Raw genomic sequence first — 15,595 nt, forward strand, 5'->3', positions numbered from 1 at the left:
GATCGACACGAGAGCTGGGCTGCCGTTCACGAGCTGGCGCTGGCCTCCCTTCGGGTGACGCTGTATCCGAGCAGACGCTCGGCCTCCTCGAGGCCGCCTTGCAGGTCACCGATGGTGTACATCTTGCTGAGGTCCACACCGATGGTCACGAGCGTCTGGGCGATCTTCGGTGACAGTCCCGTGATGATGACGCTCGCACCCATGAGGCGTGACGCGTCCACCGTCTGGACGAGGTGGTTGGCGACAGCCTGGTCGACGTCCGGGGACCCGGTGATGTCGATGACGACGACCTTGGCCCGGTGCGTGCGGATCCCCGCGAGCAGCTGCTCGGTGAGCTGGCGGGCGCGCTCGCTGTCGAGGACGCCGATGATCGGCAGGATGAGCAGCCGCTCACGCACGGGCAGCACCGGCGTCGACAGCTCCCGGATGGAGTCCTGCTGCTGCCGGATGACGCGCTCGCGCTCCTCGACGAAGCTCACCGCGACGGTGTTCGCGATCCGGTTCGCGGCGGGCTCGTAGGCGTCGAGCACCTCGTTGAGCAGCGCGAAGTCGCGCTGGTACTTCTCGAAGAGGGACCGCGCGAGCACGTCACGCAGGAGCAGCACGATGCCGACGACCTCGTGCGTCTCGACGCCGCGCGGGATGATGCGTTCGGACAGGTCCCGGGCGTAGTGCTGGAGGGCCTCCACGCTGCCGGTCTCGAGGACCTCGACGTAGTTGTCGTAGACCGACGTCGTCTCGGCGGCCATCTCCTGCTGGGTCATGGCGGTCAGCAGGTGCGCCTGCTGGATGCGTTCGGCCCACTCCTCGCGCAGCCTGGTCCGGTGCTCCCGCAGGTGGGCGACGAGCTGGGACAGCAGGTGCTCGCCCTCGGCGATGCCGCCGCGTCCGCGGCCGGTGTCGTGGTCAGTCATCGTTGCGCGTCCTCTCCCACTTGGTCATGGTCACCGTCGTTCCGTGCTCGGGGTCGCTGGCCAGGACGAAGTCGTCCATGAGGCGGCGCACGCCGGGCAGCCCGAGGCCCAGGCCCCCGTAGGTGCTGTAGCCGTCGGTCATGGCCCGGTCGACGTCGGCGATGCCGGGTCCGGCGTCACGCGCCGTCACGCGGATGCCCCGCGCCGGAACCTCGACGAGCTCGATGGTGACCTCTCCCCTGCCGGCGAAGCGCACGATGTTGCGGCAGACCTCGGAGACGGCCGTTGCGACCAGGGTCAGGTCGGTGGGACCGAAGTCGAAGGTCGAGGCCATCTCTCGTGCGGCACCGCGCGCGCGGACGATGTCGGCGTCGCGCTCGATGGGGATGTGCACGGCGTCGTCGCGTCCCTGCCCGCGCTCCAGCAGCGGCCCGCTCAGGCGGGCGCACAGCTCGCACTCGAGCAGGTGCTGGGCGGCCTGCACCTCGCGTTGGCGGCGCTGGTCGCCGCTGCTCAGGGCGAGCAGCACCGGCCGGCAGCGGTCGGTCAGGCTCGGGGCGTCCTCCAGCTCGAGGAGGTACTCGACGCGGAGCCGGGCGCGGGTCCGGTTCAGGTGGGCCGCGACCGCCCCCGGGGTGCTGCCGGCCCGGGCCGCCAGCGACCGCGTGTCGGTGCCGGCGACCTCGTGCTCGAGGAGCAGCCGGCGGTCGCGGTCGTCCAGATGTGCCAGGGCCCGCGCCATGGCCTCCTGGTCCTCGCCGAACAGCACCTGGGCCTCAGGTGTCTCGGGTGCGCTGACGTCCACCACGCGGTGCTGGTTGCGGCGCCTGCGGTCCTCCTGGCGCCACATCGTCGCCACGACGTTGCGGGCGGTGGCGATGGCGTACGGCTCGAGCATCCCGGGCTCGATGCTGTCGAAGGCGGCGAGGACGCGCGCCAGCGTCTCCTGCACCAGGTCCTCGGCGGCCGGGTGCGCCCCGACGCGAGCACCCACGATGCGCCGGACCATGGGGATGAGGTCCGCGACGTCGTGCGCCGGCTGACCCCGTTCCTCCCCGTCGCGCTGTGGTGCGCTCACATCCCGAGGATACCGAGCGGGGAGGGTGGGACCGCGTCATACGCCGGGCCGACCCGCGTCGTCGCTGACAGGGGAAGCTCGATCGGGGGACCGCACGCGGAAAGGACCCGACATGACACTCCTCGGCCTCACGACTCCGGTGATCGGGTTGGCCCTCATGCTCGTCATGGCACGCGTGGAGAGGTGGGTCTCCACGTCGTCGCCCCCGAGAGTCCCCGTCGACGACGTGGCAGGAGCCGGAGCGGCCCGAGCCGTCCCCCGCGTCCCCCGGGCCGGGGCCGTCGCCGGCGCCGGCCGGGTACCCGGCGACCACCCGCCGTACCCGGGGCGGCCACGCCGGGCGAGGTGAGTCCCCGCCACCTTGCCCGTGCGGCGGGGACTCCTCGGCTCGTCCGGGACCGGCAACCCAATCCGGGCCGGTCACCCCGGGCCTCTCGGCCCCCTGCCCCCACGGCGGTGGGCCTCCCCACCACGGTGGCACGGGTTCTCGACGCCGTCCGCGGAATCGCGGAACTTCTCGCCGCCCTCACCGGCCCGCGGGCCCACCTCGCGCTACTCGGACTCCAGCAGGGCCTTGGCGGTGTCCAGCGCCGCCATCTCCCCGTCCATGGACTTCTGCACCGGACCCGACATGAAGAGCTTCTTCACCCCGGAGAGCTCGGCCCTCAGGGAGAAGGTCACCGTGGTGGCCCCGCCGTCGGTGCTCTCGAAGGCGTACTCACCCCGCGGGCGCGCCGGTCCGGCGACGACCTCGAACGCGTACCGGGTCGGCACCGAGTAGTCGGTCACCTCGATGTCGGCATCGATCCCACGGCCGCCGGGCCCGGCGACGACCTGGTGGATGCGCGACCCGGCCTGCAGCTGGGCAGGCCCGTCGATCTCCTTGACGTGCGGTCGCCACCGTGGGTCGTTCGACGGCGTCGTGAAGAACGCGAACACCGTCTCGACGGGCCGCTGGATGACGATGGTTCGCTGGGCCGCGGGCATGACGTTCCTTCCGGCGATCGTCGCTGCGTCGCGATTGTCGCGCGCGCTCGCTGCACGCCACAAGGGCTGCCAGACGCTCCTCACCCGTCCTGCCGACCGCACCCCTTGCGCGGCCGCGGCCGACGGTCACGCGCTGAGGCGCGCGGGGGCTCCCGACGCCAGGGCGTCGAGGAACCCGTCGACGACCGCGGTCAGGCCCGGCTGCACGTCCGTGCCGAACGTGACCGCGCCCGAGGCCGACGTCTCGATGAGCTGGTCGACGACGAGGAAGCCCTGCACGACGTGCCGGGCTCCCATCGAGGACAGGACGGGCCGGAGGCCGTAGTCGAGCGCCAGGGCGTGCGCGAGGCTGCCGCCCGTCGCGAGCGGCAGCACCGTCTTTCCGGCGAGGGCCAGCTGCGGCAGCAGGTCGAGCCACGACTTGAGCAGGCCGCTGTAGGCGGCCTTGTAGACGGGGGTGGCGACGACCAACGCGTCGCTGTCCTCGAGCAGCCGGGCGGCCCCGACGAGGGCGGGGTCGTCGAACCGGGCGTGGAGCAGCGCCTCGGCCGGCAGGTCGCGCAGGTCCAGGTGCACGACCTCGTGGCCGTGCCGCACGACGGTGCGGGAGACGTGGTCGAGCAACACAGCCGAACGCGAGGTCGCGCTGGGTGATCCGGAGACGGTGAGGATGCGGGACATGGCGGGTCCTTTCACGAGGCGGGTCGGTGGGTCGTGGGGGTGACGCGGGACGCGTCCCCCGGGCCGGGTCGGTCGCTCATGCCGTCGCGGCCTCGGCGCGCGTCGGCGTGCCCGAGTAGCGGTTGACGGGGCGGGGCAGCCCGTAGTGCTCGCGGAGGGTCGACCCCGTGTACTCGGCGCGGAAACGGCCGCGCCGCACGAGGATCGGCACGACGTGGTCGACGAACGCCTCCAGGCCCGACGGGAGGGCGGCCGGCATGATGTTGAACCCGTCGGCGGCACCGCCGGTGAACCACTCCTCGAGGGCGTCCGCGACCTGCTCGGGGGTGCCCGCGAAGGTCCGGTGGCCGCGCCCACCGCCGAGGCGGCCGATGAGCTGCCGGACCGTGAGGTGCTCACGGCGCGCGAGCTCCACGATGAGGGTGTAGCGGCTCTTGGCCCCCTCGATCTCGTCCTCGGAGGGCAGGTCCGCCGGCAGCGGGCGGTCGAGCGGCAGGTCGTCCGGGGTGAGCCGCAGCGTCCGGGCGAGCTGGGCCACGGCGTACTCCGGGCGGATCAGCTCGTCGAGCTCGGCCTCGAGCGCTCGCGCCTCGGCCTCGGTCGAGCCGATGACCGGGACGATGCCCGGCAGGACCTTGATGCCCTCGGGGTCGCGGCCGACGGCCGCGGTGCGGGCCTTGAGGTCGGCGTAGAACGCCCTGGCGTCCTCGAGGGTCTGGTGGGCGGTGAAGACCGCCTCGGCGTACCGGGACGCGAACGCCTTGCCGTCCTCGGACGAGCCGGCCTGGACGATGAGCGGGTGCCCCTGCGGCGAGCGTGGCAGGTTCAGCGGACCGCGCACCCGGAAGTGGGTCCCGACGTGCTCGATGGCCCGGACCTTGTCGTTGTCGCCCCACCGGCCGGAGGCCTTGTCGCCGGTCGGCGCGTCGTCGTCCCAGCTGTCCCACAGCTTCTGGGCGACGTCGAGGAACTCGGCGGCCCGCTCGTAGCGCGTGTGGTGCGCGGGCTGGTCGTCGAGGCCGAAGTTGCGGGCGGCGTCGGGTCCGGCCGTCGTGACGACGTTCCACCCGGCACGGCCGCCGCTGACGTGGTCGACGGACGCGAACCGGCGCGCGAGGTTGTAGGGGTCGTTGTACGTCGTCGACGCCGTGGCGATGAGACCGATGCGGCTCGTGACCGCCGCGATGGCCGTGAGCAGGACCGTGGGCTCGAGGGCCCCCGACGGGCGTCGCCCGATGTCGTTCCAGAGGACCGGGCTGTCGGCGAAGAAGATCGAGTCGAGGTGGCCCCGCTCGGCGATCTGCGCCAGGCGCTGGTAGTGCGTGACGTCGGTGCCCGCGAAGGGGTCGCTCTCCGGCAGGCGCCAGGACGCCTCGTGGTGCCCGGTGCTCATGAGGAAGGCGTTGAGGTGCATGGCGCGGCGGCTGGTGGTTGTCATGACGTGGTCCTTTCGGCGTCGGGGTCGGTGTCGGGGTCGGTGTCGGTGGGTTCGGTGGCCGTGCGGGATCGGGCGGGGGTGACGCCGAGGGCGGCGAGGAGCTCGCTCCGGACGGCGGCGTAGGCGGCGTCGGACGGGTCCCGGTCGCCTCCGTGCGCCTGCCCGTCCCCATGGCGGTGGGTGAGGTCGATGCGTCGCTCCAGGGCGATGCGCCCACGGTCCAGGACGATGACCCGGTCGGCGAGGGTGACCGCCTCGTCGACGTCGTGGGTCACGAGCAGCACCGCAGGATGGTGCCGGTCGTAGAGCTCGCGCAGCAGGTCGTGCATGCGGAGGCGGGTCAGGGCGTCGAGGGCGCCGAAGGGCTCGTCGGCCAGCAGCAGCTCGGGGTCCCGGACGAGGGACCGGGCCAGGGCCACGCGCTGCTGCTCACCGCCCGAGAGCTCGGCCGGCCAGGCGTGCTCGCGGCCGGCGAGCCCCACCTCGTCCAGCGCGGCCACCCCCTTGCCGCGCGCTGCTCGGCCGGACAGGCCGAGGACGACGTTGTCGAGGACGCTGGCCCACGGCAGCAGTCGCGAGTCCTGGAAGACGACCGAGACGCGGTCGGGGACGACGACGCGTCCCGAGCCGCTGACCTCCCCGTCGAGCCCCGCCAGCGCGCGCAGCAGCGTGCTCTTGCCGCAGCCGCTGCGGCCCAGCAGGACGACGAACTCCCCTGGTGCGATGTCGAGGGAGACCCCGTCGAGGACGCCCTTGGGTCCGTAGCCGCGCACGAGGTCCTCGACGACGACGGCGGTGCGGTCGGCGCCGACGCGGTCGGGGCTCAGGAGCCCAGGGTGCGCTGCCATGCCAGTGCCCTCCTCTGCAGGAGTCGGACGGCACCGTCGGACAGCAGACCGAGCAGCCCGTAGAGGACGAGCCCGACGACGATGATGTCGGTCTGTCCGTACGTGCGCGCGAGCTCCATCATGTAGCCGATGCCGGACGTCGAGTTGACCTGCTCGACGACCACGAGGGACAACCAGGCGGCGGTGACGGCGAACCGGAGGCCGAGGAGGAAGCCCGGCAGGGCACCGGGAAGGATCACCTTGCGTACGAACGCTGTTCGGCTCAACCCGACGGTCTGCGCCAGCTCGACGTACCTGCTGTCGATGCCCCGAAGCCCGGCGTGGGTCTGGACGTAGACGGGCACGAGCACGCCGAGCGTGATGGTGACGACCTTCATCGGCTCGCCGATGCCGAACCAGAGGATGAGCAGCGGCAGGAGGGCGAGCGAGGGGATGGCGCGCTTGACCTGCACCGGCCCGTCGACGAGCGCCTCACCGAACCGGCTCAGGCCCGAGAGCAGCGCCAGGGCGGAACCGAGGAGGACCCCGAGGAGCAGACCGAGGCCGGCACGCTGGGCAGACACGGCGAGGTTGGTCTGCAGCCGGCCGTCGGCGAGCAGGTCGCCCGTCGTCGTGACGACGGTCCAGGGGGCCGACAGGATGCGGGGGTCGAGCAGCCCGGAGGCCGAACCCGTCACCCAGACGGCGAGCAGGGCCACGGACCCGAGCACTGCGTCGAAGCGGCGTCGGCGGCCCGGTCCGAGCCTCGTCGCCCGTGGGCGCTCGTCGACCAGACGGACGACGGGCACCGTTGCGGCGGTGCGGTTCTCGCGCCGCGTGGAGATGCCGACCAGCGTCGTCATGAGGCGCGTCCGGTCGCGTAGGCGGTGCCGCCGACCTTCTCGAACCGGCGGTCCCAGAGGGTGGCGACGTCGAGGTGCGGGCGGCGCTGGTCGGCCGACAGGAGGTCGGCGGTCTCCTGGTGGCGGCGGATCGCGGCCGTCCAGTCGGTGGGGACGTCGCGGGCGCCGGCGGACCTGACGAGGTACTGGCCCTCGGCGTCGGTCAGTCCCTGGTTGCGGACGTAGTAGCCCGCGACCCACTCCTTCGGGTGCTCGTCGACCCACTTCAACGCGGCGCCCCAGTGCGCGACGTACTCACGGATCGCGGCGGCCTTGCCGGCGTCGCGCAGGGAGCTTCTCGGGGGCGTAGAGGTGACCGGGGTCGTCGCGCAGCCCGTGCGGGACGACGGTGGCGCCGTCCCTGCCGTACTGGGCGAGGTAGCGCTCGAGGGCAACTCCCCCGATGGGCGCGACGTCGATCTGCTTGGAGGCCAAGGCGGTCGGGTAGACGTCTCCGGTGCTCGGCAGCTCGACGAGCTGGACGTCCTGCTGGGTCAGCCGGGCCTTGTGCAGCACGCGCAGGACGAGGGCGCCCTGCGCCTGGCCGGGGCTGTAGGCGATCTTCTTGCCGCGCAGGTCGGCCAGTGAGGTGACCCGCACGCCCGGTGCGATGCCGAGCTGGTAGATCGGGTGCGTCTCGGGCTGCCTGCGGAACTGCGCTGCGACGATGCGCGTGTCGACCCCGGTCCACGCGGCCTGCAGGGGCGGGATGTCGGCCACCGCACCGAGGTCCAGGGCCTTGGCCCGGAAGGCCTCCAGCGTCTGCGGGCCACCGCTGATGTTGGCGAAGGTGACCGGGAAGGTGAACTTCTCCAGCTCGCCGGAGAGCCTGAGGGCCTGCTCGACCTGCGGGTCGCCGACGACGAGCGTCGTGCCCTTCGGGACGGCGGTCGGCAGCTCCGCGGTGGGAGCCAGCGGCGGGCCACCGTCGGCCGCGCTGGAGGTCCCACCGCAGGCAGCGAGCGTCGCGAGCAGCGGCGTGGCGGCGAGGGCGAACAGGACGGAACGTCGGTCCGGCGCGTGGGCGGACGGGGTGGTGGGCATGGCGAAGGGACCTTTCGGAAGGCGTGCGTGAAGGAGCCCGCGGCAGGGCCGGCCGTCCGGGAACGGTCGGCACCATCGGGCGGGGGGAGGGAGCAGCTCTCGGCGAGGGGCCGCGACGGGCCGCGACGGGCCGCGACGGGCCTGAGACGGGCCGCGACGCCCCGAGGGCCTCAGGCCGGGACGTGCTCGCGGCCTCGGCCGGGAGCGGCGCGACGCCCTTCAGGGCCGCGCGGAGGGCGGCCGGGGCGTGCGGGGCGCGCTCAGCGACAGATGGCGCTGGCGACACCCATGTGGTCGACCGCGCGACGCATGGTCAGCATCTGGTGGCGCATGCCCTGATCTCATACTGCCTGGCTAGGATTTGCAACGGCCGTCCGCGTGGTGGACACGCCGGTCGCGGACCGACGCAGGCGACGGGCCGGCGTGGCGGCCAGGCGGGCCCCCCGGGTACGGGCGCAGGGCCCCCGGGGCAGCGTCAGTGGGGGCCGATCTCGCCCGAGCCCCGCACGACGAGAGACGGCTCGATGACGACCCGCTGGGGCGGCGTGCTGTCGCCGTCGATGCGGGAGAAGAGCAGCCTGCCGACCTCCGCGCCGATGCGCTCGACGTTCTGCCGGACCACGGTCAGGGGCGGGTCGATGAGGTCGGCCATCGGGAAGTCGTCGAACCCGACGACCGCCACGCGGTGGGTGAGCCCGAGCGCGCGCAGGGCCCGGAACGCCCCGACGGCGAGGTCGTTGCGCCCGGCGAACAGGGCCGTCGGCGCCGGGCCCGGCCCGTCGAACAGGCCGAGAACCGCGTGCTCGGCGGCTTCGGTCGTGTGCAGGTCGACCACCTCGACGAGATCCGTCTCGGCGGCTCCGGCCGCCCGCATGACCTCGCGGTAGCCACGCAGCCGGTCCTGCGCGGTCTGGATCTTCGCGAGGTCGCACAGGGCCGCGACGCGTCGGTGTCCGTGCGCCACGAGGTGCTCGACCGCCCGACGAGCGCCGAGGACGTTGTCGACGGTGACGCAGTCGGCGTCGACCCCGTGCGGGACACGGTCGACGAAGACCGTCGGCAGCCCGGCCCGCAGCTCCGGCGCGAGGTACTCCTGCCGGGCCGTCGCGGGCATGAGGACGAGGCCGTCGACGCGCCGCGCCACGAGCCCACGGACGAGCTCGACCTCCCGCTCCGCCTCCTCGTCGAGGCTGGCCGCGAGCACGACGGTGCCGTGGCTGCGGGCGATGTCCTCGAGGGACCGCAGCAGGCTGGCGGAGAAGCTGTTGCTGAGGTCCTGGAAGAGCCCGCCGACCGTCCCGGATCGGTTGTTCGCCCGCCGCAGGAGGCTCGCGTTGGCGTTGTGGACGTAGTCCAGCTGGGCGACCGCACGCTCGACGCGTTGGCGTACCGCGGTGGACACGTTGGCCTCGTGGTTGACGACGCGCGACACCGTCTTGAGGCTGACGCCCGAGAGCGTCGCGACGTCCTTCATGGTGGCCCGGGCGACGCGTCTGCCATCGAGGCCGGCGGCCGCGGCCGGCGGCGTCGGGCGGGGACCGGTGTCGGCACCGCCAGGTGACAACGTTGTCTCATCCATGTCTCAGTATGGTCATGAAACCTTGACTCATGGGGGAACGGCCCCCTATAAAGATTCTGACAACGTTGTCAGCCGACGACGTCGGACAGAGAGGTCACGTCATGCAGCGCACCACCATCGTTCCCACGCACCGGCCTGCAGCGCGCCGGGCGTTGGTCGCCGTGGCGGCCGGGAGCCTGGTCCTCGGGATCGCGGCTTGTGGCGGCGGCGGTTCCGCCACCGGCTCGGGGACGGGCGGAGGTGACGCCGGCGAGAAGGTCGGCGTCTCCCTCATCACCAAGGACTCCACCAACCCGTTCTTCGTCGCCATGCAGAAGGGCGCCCAGGCCGACGCGGCCAAGGACAACGTCGACCTGACCATCGCCTCGGGCGCCAAGGACGGCGACGAGCAGGGCCAGGTCCAGGCCATCGAGAACGCCATCGCCGCGGGCGACAAGGGCATCCTCATCACCCCCAACGGGCCGGGGGTCAACGCCGCGATCAAGAAGGCGCGCGACGCCGGGCTCTACGTCATCGCCCTCGACACGCCGCCCGACCCCGCAAACACCGTCGACATCACCTTCGCGACCGACAACTTCAAGGCCGGTGAGCTGATCGGCCAGTGGGCCAACAAGCAGCTCGGCGGCAAGAAGGCCACGATCGCCCTGCTCGACCTGTTCAACGACAAGGTCGTCTCGGTCGACTACAACCGTGACCAGGGCTTCCTGACCGGCATGGGGATCGACACCAAGGACAAGCAGAAGAACGGCGACGAGGACAAGACCGGCAGCTACGCCGGCGGCCAGTACGCCATCGCCTGCAACGAGCCGACCACCGGTTCCGAGGACGGCGGCCGCACCGCCATGGAGAACTGCCTGACCAACAGCCCCGACATCAACGTCGTCTACACGATCAACGAGCCCGCGGCCATCGGCGCGTACAACGCCCTCAAGGCGGCCGGCAAGGAGAAGGGCGTCATCATCGTCTCCGTCGACGGCGGCTGCGCCGGCGTCAAGTCGGTCAAGGACGGCATCATCGGCGCGACGTCGCAGCAGTACCCGCTCAAGATGGCCACGCTCGGCATGGCGGCCATCGCCAAGATCGCGCGCGGCGGCGAGAAGCCCAAGACCTCGAACGGCCTGGACTTCTACAACACCGGCGTCGCCCTGGTCACCGACAAGAAGGCCGACGGGGTCGAGAGCATCACCTCGGACGCCGCATCGAAGATCTGCTGGGGCTGATCGACATGACCGCTGGCACCTCGGCCGCGGTGGCGGAGCTGACCCGTCGACGGCACAGCCCCCTCCAACGCGTGCAGCACCTGCTCCACGGACACCCGTGGATCAGCCCGCTCGTCATCCTCGTCCTGACGATGGTGGTCTTCACCGCCGTCAACCCGAGGTTCTCCAACCCGGCGGCGCTCTCCCTGCTCGTGCAGCAGACGGCGGTCGTCGCGTGCCTGGCCATCGGCCAGACGCTCATCATCCTCACCGCCGGCATCGACCTGTCCGTCGGAGCCATCGTCATCCTCGCGATGATGGTCATGGCCAAGCTCGCCGCCGACCACGGCTGGCCGGCACCGGTGGCCCTGCTGGTCGGTGTCGGGCTCGGCCTCGCCGCCGGCGCGCTGAACGGGCTGCTCGTCACCCGCGTCAACCTGCCGCCGTTCATCGTCACGCTCGGGACCCTGAGCATCTTCACCGCGGCGGCGCTGCTCTACTCGGGCAGCAAGAGCTTCCAGAACAACGAGCTGCCGGACCTGCTCAACTGGACCTCGACGAGCTTCCCGCTCGGCCCATTCCGGCTCACGGTCGGCGTCGTCATCGTGCTCGTCCTCTACGCGGTGGTCGGGTTCGCCCTGAGCCAGACGGCCTGGGGCCAGCACGTCTACGCCGTCGGCGACGACGCGGAGGCCGCGCGCCTGTCGGGCATCGCGAGCAAGCGCGTGCTGCTCAGCGTGTACGTCGTCGCGGGCCTCATCTACGGCCTCGGCGCCTGGGTCCTCATCGGTCGTGCCGGTGCAGCGAGCCCCAACGCCATCACCGACGCCAACCTGCAGAGCATCACGGCGGTCGTCATCGGCGGCACGAGCCTCTTCGGCGGGCGCGGTCGGCTGGTGGGGACGCTCATCGGCGCCCTCATCGTCCAGGCCTTCTACGTCGGCCTCAGCCTGGCCCGCGTCGACCAGCAGTACCGACTGCTCGCCGTGGGCGTCCTCGTCATCGTGGCGGTGGCGATCGACCAGTGGATCAGGAAGGTGAAGTCATGACCGCAGTGGCATCGGACGCGACGGGCACCTCGAGCGGGACCCGGCAGCCGGTCCTCTCGGCCCGGGGGCTCGTGAAGACCTTCGGCCGCGTGGTCGGGCTCGACGGGGTCGACCTCGACCTCTACCCCGGTGAGGTCCTTGCCGTCATCGGCGACAACGGCGCCGGGAAGTCCACGCTCATCAAGTGCCTGACCGGTGCCCTGGTCCCCGACGCCGGCGTGCTCGAGCTCGACGGCAAGCGGGTGCACTTCACCCGCCCGCAGGACGCGCGTGACGCCGGCATCGAGACGGTGTACCAGCAGCTGGCGGTCATCCCGGCGCTGGACATCGCGAGCAACCTCTACCTCGCCCGCGAGGAGCGCCGCCCGGGCCCGCTCGGGTCCGTGCTGCGCATGCTCGACAAGAAGGGCATGCGGGAGCGGGCGGGTGCCGCCGTCCAGGAAGCTCGGCATCCAGACGATCCAGAACATGGGCCAGGCGGTCGAGACGCTCTCCGGCGGACAGCGGCAGGCCGTCGCCGTCAGCCGGGCCGCGGCGTTCGGCGGCAAGGTTGTCGTCCTCGACGAGCCGACCGCAGCCCTCGGGGTCAAGGAGAGCAACCAGGTGCTCGCGATGGTGCGGCAGCTGCGCGAGAAGGGCCTCGGCGTCATCCTCATCTCGCACAACATGCCGCACGTGTGGGACGTGGCCGACCGCATCCACGTCCAACGGCTCGGCGGCTGTGCCGGCGTCATCACGCCGCAGTCGCACTCGATGACCGAGGGCGTCGGCATCATGACCGGCGCGCTGCGGCTCGAGGCGTAGCCCCCACGAACGGGCGGGGCCGCCGACCGAGGCGGCGGCCCCGCTCCCTCCCCACCGAACCCGCGCTCGACCGGGCGGAACCAGCCCCACCTCGGGCCCGTCGAGCGCAGGACAGGAGACGCATGTACGCCAGGATCGTCGTCGGGTACATCCCCACGCCGGAGGGGTCGGCGGCGCTCGATGCCGCCATCGACCTCGCCCGACGCACCGGGGCCCACCTCACGGTCGTCAACACCGGCCGTGACGGCAACTACGCCGACCCCTCGTTCGCGACCGCCCAGGACATGGACGCCATCGACCTGCAGCTGGCCAACCAGGACATCGGCCACGACGTCCGCCAACCCACGACCGGCAGCTCGGCGGCCGAGGCGATCCTCACCTGCGTCGAGGAGGTCGACGCGGACCTCGTCGTCATCGGCGTGCGTCGACGCTCCCCCGTGGGCAAGCTGCTCACCGGCAGCACGGCGCAGCAGGTCCTCCTCGACGCCCCATGCCCGGTGCTCGCGGTGAAACCGGCCCCGGCGGCCTGACCCTCCCCACACGGACGATCCCCCGACCGACAGGTCGGGGGATCGTCCTTCGAGCACGAGGGCGGAGGTCCCGCGTCAGATGCCCCTGACCTTCTCCGCCTGAGGCCCCTTCGGGCCCTGGGTGACGTCGAACTCGACCTTCTGGCCCTCCTGCAGCTCGCGGTAGCCGCTGCTCTCGATGGCCGAGTAGTGAACGAAGACGTCGGCGCCGCCGCCGTCCTGCTCGATGAAGCCGAAGCCCTTTTCGCTGTTGAACCACTTCACGGTGCCTGTTGCCACTGGTTTGCCTCTTCTTGTCGTGCGAGGCCTCCGTGTGGAGGCCTCGGGCTGCCGACGGTCACGACGAGCGCGACCCGCGACCTTCGCCTGGACTCTGACGGCAACTGGCACCGACGGTAGCAGCCGCCGCTACCCTTGCTCCTCCGTGCTCCACGGTTCGTCGTCGGCCACGCCGACTGCCGGACGTGCCACCTGCGGACGGAGTCCAGACATGACCAGACCGCTTCGTTTCGGGGTCGTCACCCCGGTGCTGACCGACGTGCCCACGTGGCGGGACCGGGTGCGCCGCATCGCCGACAGCGGCTACTCGACGCTGCTGATGCCCGACGTGCCGCAGTGGCAGCCCGCGCCCGCCCCAGCACTCGCGATGGCAGCGGCGCAGACCGACCTGCGCGTCGGTACCTGGGTCTACGCCTCCCCGCTGCGACCGGCCTGGAGCACCGCCTGGGAGGCACACTCGCTGTCGGTGCTCACCGAGGGGCGCTTCGAGATGGGCATCGGCACCGGACGGCCGGGGATCGAGGACGAGCTGCGCGAGCTCGGGATGCCCGTCCCGCCACCGCAGGGGCGGCTGGCCCAGGTGCGTGAGACCGTGGCCGTGCTGCGCGACCTGGACGGCCCGGACGTCCACACGCCGGTGGTCATGGCCGTCCGGGGGCCGAGAGCCCTGGCGCTGGCTGCCGAGGTCGCCGACACCGTCACGATCGCGACGCTGCCCGGTGACGCCCGCGCCGACGTCGCGCGTCGGGCGCGCGAGCTGCGTGCCGTGCGCGACGTCGAGCTCGCGCTCCACGTCCCCGTCGTCGGCGACGCCATCGCCCCGTTCATGACCTCGGTGCGCGACACCGACCCGCAGGCCCTCCGGGAGGCGGACTCGCTGGCCGTGCTCCCGGGCGACCCGGCGGCCGCCGCCGAGGAGATCGAGCGACGCCGCGAGGAGATCGGCTACACCTACTTCGTCGTCGGCGCGAACTCCGCCGACGTGCTGGCCCCGGTGGTGGCCGAGCTGGCCGGGCGATAGCCCGCGCAGCCCGGGCGACAGCCCGCGCGGCCGGGCGACAGCCCGCGCGGCCGGGTGACAGCCCTCGCGGCCGGGTGACAGCCCGCGCGGGCGGGCGACAGCCCTCGCAGGCGGGCGAGCCGGCACCGTCCCGAGGGGCGCGGGCGGATGCCGTGTGGGAGGTTTGGGCGATGCAGACCGGCCCAGGAGACGTCGAGCTGACGATGGACGAGCTGCGGGCGGTCGCCGGGTATGCCGCGGCGTGCGCCGAACCGGCGCTCGTCCTCTTCCAGCGGGACCGTCCCGATGACCCGCGGCCGGCGGCGGCTGTCCACGCCGCGCGGGTCTTCGCCGAGGGCGCGCCGCGGTCGCGCCTCCAACGCAGCGCCGCGGCCGACGCCCACCGCGCCGCAAAAGACGCGACGGCCGAACCCGCGCGGCACGCGGCGACCGCCGCGGGCGATGCCGCCGCAGCGGCCTACCTGCACCCCCTCGCCCGGGCGACGCAGGTGCGGCACATCCTCGGGTCGGCCGCCCACGCCGCCCGCGCAGCCGAGCTCGCCCGGGGCGACGACCCGGTCGTCGCGGAGTACGTCGTCACCGCAGCCGCCAAGCGGGCCACGCCCGTCGTCCTCGAGGTGCTGAGCCGCTACCCGCGGGCGCCCAAGGGGCGCAGCCGGGTCGCGGTCCTCATGCAACGGCTCGACAGCCTGCTGCGGGACCCACCTCCGACGCCGCGCGTCGTCGACGACCCCGGGCCGTTCTTCCACGGGACGAGAGCGGACCTGCGCCCGGGTGACCTGCTCACGCCGGGGTGGAGCTCGAACTACGGATCGGGGCGCCGGGCCAAGCACATCTACCTGACCGCCACGCGCGACGGCGCACCACTGGCTGCCGAGCTCGCTCGCGGTGACGGTCCCGGCCGCGTCTACCGGGTCGAGCCGCTCGGCCGGATCGAGGACGACCCGAACGTCACCGACAAGCGCTTCCCGGGCAACCCGACGCGGTCCTACCGGACGACCGAGCCGCTGCGCGTCGTCGAGGAGATCACGGGCTGGACGCCTCCGGACCCGGAGATGATCAGCCACATGCGCGCGCGCATGGTCGAGCTGGCCGAGCTGGGGATCGAGGCGATGGACGACTGACGACCCTCGGGACGTCGCCCGCCGCGGCCCCGAGCGGTGGCCCGGAGGGAGCGGGTGGCCGGCCGCGTCCGACGGCGGTTCCGGCGGTTGGTGGCCTCACCTTGCGGGTAGGACTCGAAGGTCCAGCTCATCGACGAAG

At 72.5% G+C, this 15,595-nt stretch carries 16 protein-coding genes and 2 pseudogenes; 7 read left to right on the forward strand and 11 right to left on the reverse strand.

What is annotated here, in order from left to right:
* Positions 1-26: 26 nt before the first annotated feature.
* The 10 genes from AC1VM9_RS02735 to AC1VM9_RS02780 all read right to left on the reverse strand — a co-directional run bounded on the left by AC1VM9_RS02735 (position 27) and on the right by AC1VM9_RS02780 (position 9,450).
* Complete coding sequence (locus AC1VM9_RS02735; RefSeq protein WP_481341214.1) at positions 27-914, reverse strand: STAS domain-containing protein; 888 nt, start codon at positions 912-914, stop codon at positions 27-29.
* Positions 907-1,992 carry a sigma-70 family RNA polymerase sigma factor gene (locus tag AC1VM9_RS02740; protein ID WP_483121019.1) on the reverse strand — a complete coding sequence of 362 codons (1,086 nt, stop codon included), beginning with the start codon at positions 1,990-1,992 and terminating at the stop codon, positions 907-909. Before AC1VM9_RS02740 ends, AC1VM9_RS02735 begins: the two co-directional genes overlap by 8 nt.
* 552 nt (positions 1,993-2,544) lie before the next feature.
* A complete protein-coding gene (locus tag AC1VM9_RS02745) occupies positions 2,545-2,979 on the reverse strand; it encodes an SRPBCC family protein (protein WP_483121021.1) in 435 nt (144 codons plus the stop codon).
* Between the two features lie 126 nt (positions 2,980-3,105).
* The gene (ssuE, locus tag AC1VM9_RS02750) at positions 3,106-3,660 is read right to left on the reverse strand and encodes an NADPH-dependent FMN reductase (protein ID WP_483121023.1); all 555 of its coding nucleotides are present in this window, start codon (positions 3,658-3,660) and stop codon (positions 3,106-3,108) included.
* 76 nt (positions 3,661-3,736) lie between these two features.
* Entirely contained in the window at positions 3,737-5,098 is a 1,362-nt protein-coding gene (locus AC1VM9_RS02755; protein WP_483121025.1) for an LLM class flavin-dependent oxidoreductase, read from the reverse strand.
* Positions 5,095-5,946, reverse strand: a complete 852-nt coding sequence (locus AC1VM9_RS02760) for an ABC transporter ATP-binding protein (protein ID WP_483121026.1) — start codon at positions 5,944-5,946, stop codon at positions 5,095-5,097. The genes AC1VM9_RS02755 and AC1VM9_RS02760 overlap by 4 nt, the downstream gene beginning before the upstream one ends.
* A complete protein-coding gene (locus tag AC1VM9_RS02765) occupies positions 5,922-6,788 on the reverse strand; it encodes an ABC transporter permease (protein ID WP_483121028.1) in 867 nt (288 codons plus the stop codon). The genes AC1VM9_RS02760 and AC1VM9_RS02765 overlap by 25 nt, the downstream gene beginning before the upstream one ends.
* On the reverse strand, positions 6,785-7,057 hold the full coding sequence (locus AC1VM9_RS02770) for a hypothetical protein (protein WP_483121029.1): 273 nt from the start codon (positions 7,055-7,057) through the stop codon (positions 6,785-6,787). Before AC1VM9_RS02770 ends, AC1VM9_RS02765 begins: the two co-directional genes overlap by 4 nt.
* 25 nt (positions 7,058-7,082) lie before the next feature.
* The gene (locus AC1VM9_RS02775; RefSeq protein WP_483121031.1) at positions 7,083-7,871 is read right to left on the reverse strand and encodes an ABC transporter substrate-binding protein; all 789 of its coding nucleotides are present in this window, start codon (positions 7,869-7,871) and stop codon (positions 7,083-7,085) included.
* Positions 7,872-8,346: 475 nt separating this feature from the next.
* Positions 8,347-9,450, reverse strand: coding sequence for a LacI family DNA-binding transcriptional regulator (locus AC1VM9_RS02780; protein ID WP_481341206.1), 1,104 nt, complete (start codon positions 9,448-9,450; stop codon positions 8,347-8,349).
* 101 nt (positions 9,451-9,551) lie between these two features.
* Here AC1VM9_RS02780 and AC1VM9_RS02785 point away from each other — a divergent pair, with 101 nt between their 5' ends.
* The 4 genes and pseudogenes from AC1VM9_RS02785 (at position 9,552) to AC1VM9_RS02800 (ending at position 13,032) form a co-directional block, all read left to right on the forward strand.
* Entirely contained in the window at positions 9,552-10,670 is a 1,119-nt protein-coding gene (locus tag AC1VM9_RS02785; protein ID WP_481341205.1) for a substrate-binding domain-containing protein, read from the forward strand.
* 5 nt (positions 10,671-10,675) lie between these two features.
* Positions 10,676-11,698 (forward strand): ABC transporter permease, encoded by a 1,023-nt coding sequence (locus AC1VM9_RS02790; RefSeq protein ID WP_481341204.1) that lies wholly within the window; start codon positions 10,676-10,678, stop codon positions 11,696-11,698.
* Positions 11,695-12,502: pseudogene (locus AC1VM9_RS02795) on the forward strand (ATP-binding cassette domain-containing protein). Before AC1VM9_RS02790 ends, AC1VM9_RS02795 begins: the two are co-directional and overlap by 4 nt.
* A 122-nt stretch (positions 12,503-12,624) precedes the next feature.
* Positions 12,625-13,032, forward strand: coding sequence for a universal stress protein (locus AC1VM9_RS02800; protein ID WP_481341202.1), 408 nt, complete (start codon positions 12,625-12,627; stop codon positions 13,030-13,032).
* A gap of 75 nt (positions 13,033-13,107) precedes the next feature.
* Here the strand turns inward: AC1VM9_RS02800 and AC1VM9_RS02805 are convergent, their stop codons facing one another.
* On the reverse strand, positions 13,108-13,311 hold the full coding sequence (locus AC1VM9_RS02805; protein WP_481341201.1) for a cold-shock protein: 204 nt from the start codon (positions 13,309-13,311) through the stop codon (positions 13,108-13,110).
* A gap of 211 nt (positions 13,312-13,522) precedes the next feature.
* Between AC1VM9_RS02805 and AC1VM9_RS02810 the strand changes: the two genes are divergently transcribed.
* From AC1VM9_RS02810 to arr, 3 genes and pseudogenes are all read left to right on the forward strand, one after another.
* A complete protein-coding gene (locus AC1VM9_RS02810) occupies positions 13,523-14,332 on the forward strand; it encodes an LLM class flavin-dependent oxidoreductase (RefSeq protein ID WP_483121035.1) in 810 nt (269 codons plus the stop codon).
* Positions 14,333-14,535: 203 nt separating this feature from the next.
* Positions 14,536-14,886 (forward strand): annotated as a pseudogene (locus AC1VM9_RS02815) (putative immunity protein); the annotation flags it as partial.
* 117 nt (positions 14,887-15,003) lie between these two features.
* Entirely contained in the window at positions 15,004-15,456 is a 453-nt protein-coding gene (gene arr, locus AC1VM9_RS02820) for an NAD(+)--rifampin ADP-ribosyltransferase (RefSeq protein WP_483123955.1), read from the forward strand.
* Positions 15,457-15,595 lie beyond the last annotated feature (139 nt).

The sequence above is a fragment of the Monashia sp. HAY1-11D genome, from assembly GCF_056868035.1.